This window comes from Vibrio sp. L85 (genome assembly GCF_963871815.1).
Lineage (GTDB): Bacteria > Pseudomonadota > Gammaproteobacteria > Enterobacterales > Vibrionaceae > Vibrio > Vibrio harveyi.
The window spans coordinates 1-360 of sequence record NZ_CAWMYL010000081.1 but is presented as its reverse complement, the minus strand read 5'-3'; the positions used below and the strand labels follow the sequence as shown (position 1 = coordinate 360).

The window sequence follows — 360 nt, the reverse complement described above, 5'->3', positions numbered from 1 at the left end:
TCATTGCACCATCATGGTGCAATGATGGTTATTTAACTTTTGCGGAATAATAAACAGATTGGACTTTTTGGATGTATATTTTTCTGGCGTGCTCGGTACGTTTGGAGAAGCCAGCATTATAAGCGCCTACGCTGTTCCAGTTATAACCGTGAGTAGCAAAGTTCGTACTTAATACCCAAGCACCTAATGAAACATTAAAACACGGCTCATAGACGTTCTGCTCGTTCACATTAAGATCAGCAAGTTTGCTAAACCAGCTTGAATTAATTTGCATCAACCCAAAATCACGGCTAGTGATCTTACCCGCAGCGTTTTTATTTTCGTTATAAGCAGTCGGATCAAGGCTACTTTCAACTTGAG

The 360-nt window shown here is 40.3% G+C and carries 1 protein-coding gene; it reads right to left on the bottom strand.

Annotated elements, in window-relative coordinates:
• Positions 1 to 28: 28 nt before the first annotated feature.
• The coding region (locus AACR11_RS08710) for a lytic transglycosylase domain-containing protein (RefSeq protein WP_079324670.1) at positions 29 to 360 on the bottom strand (332 nt) is incomplete at its 5' end.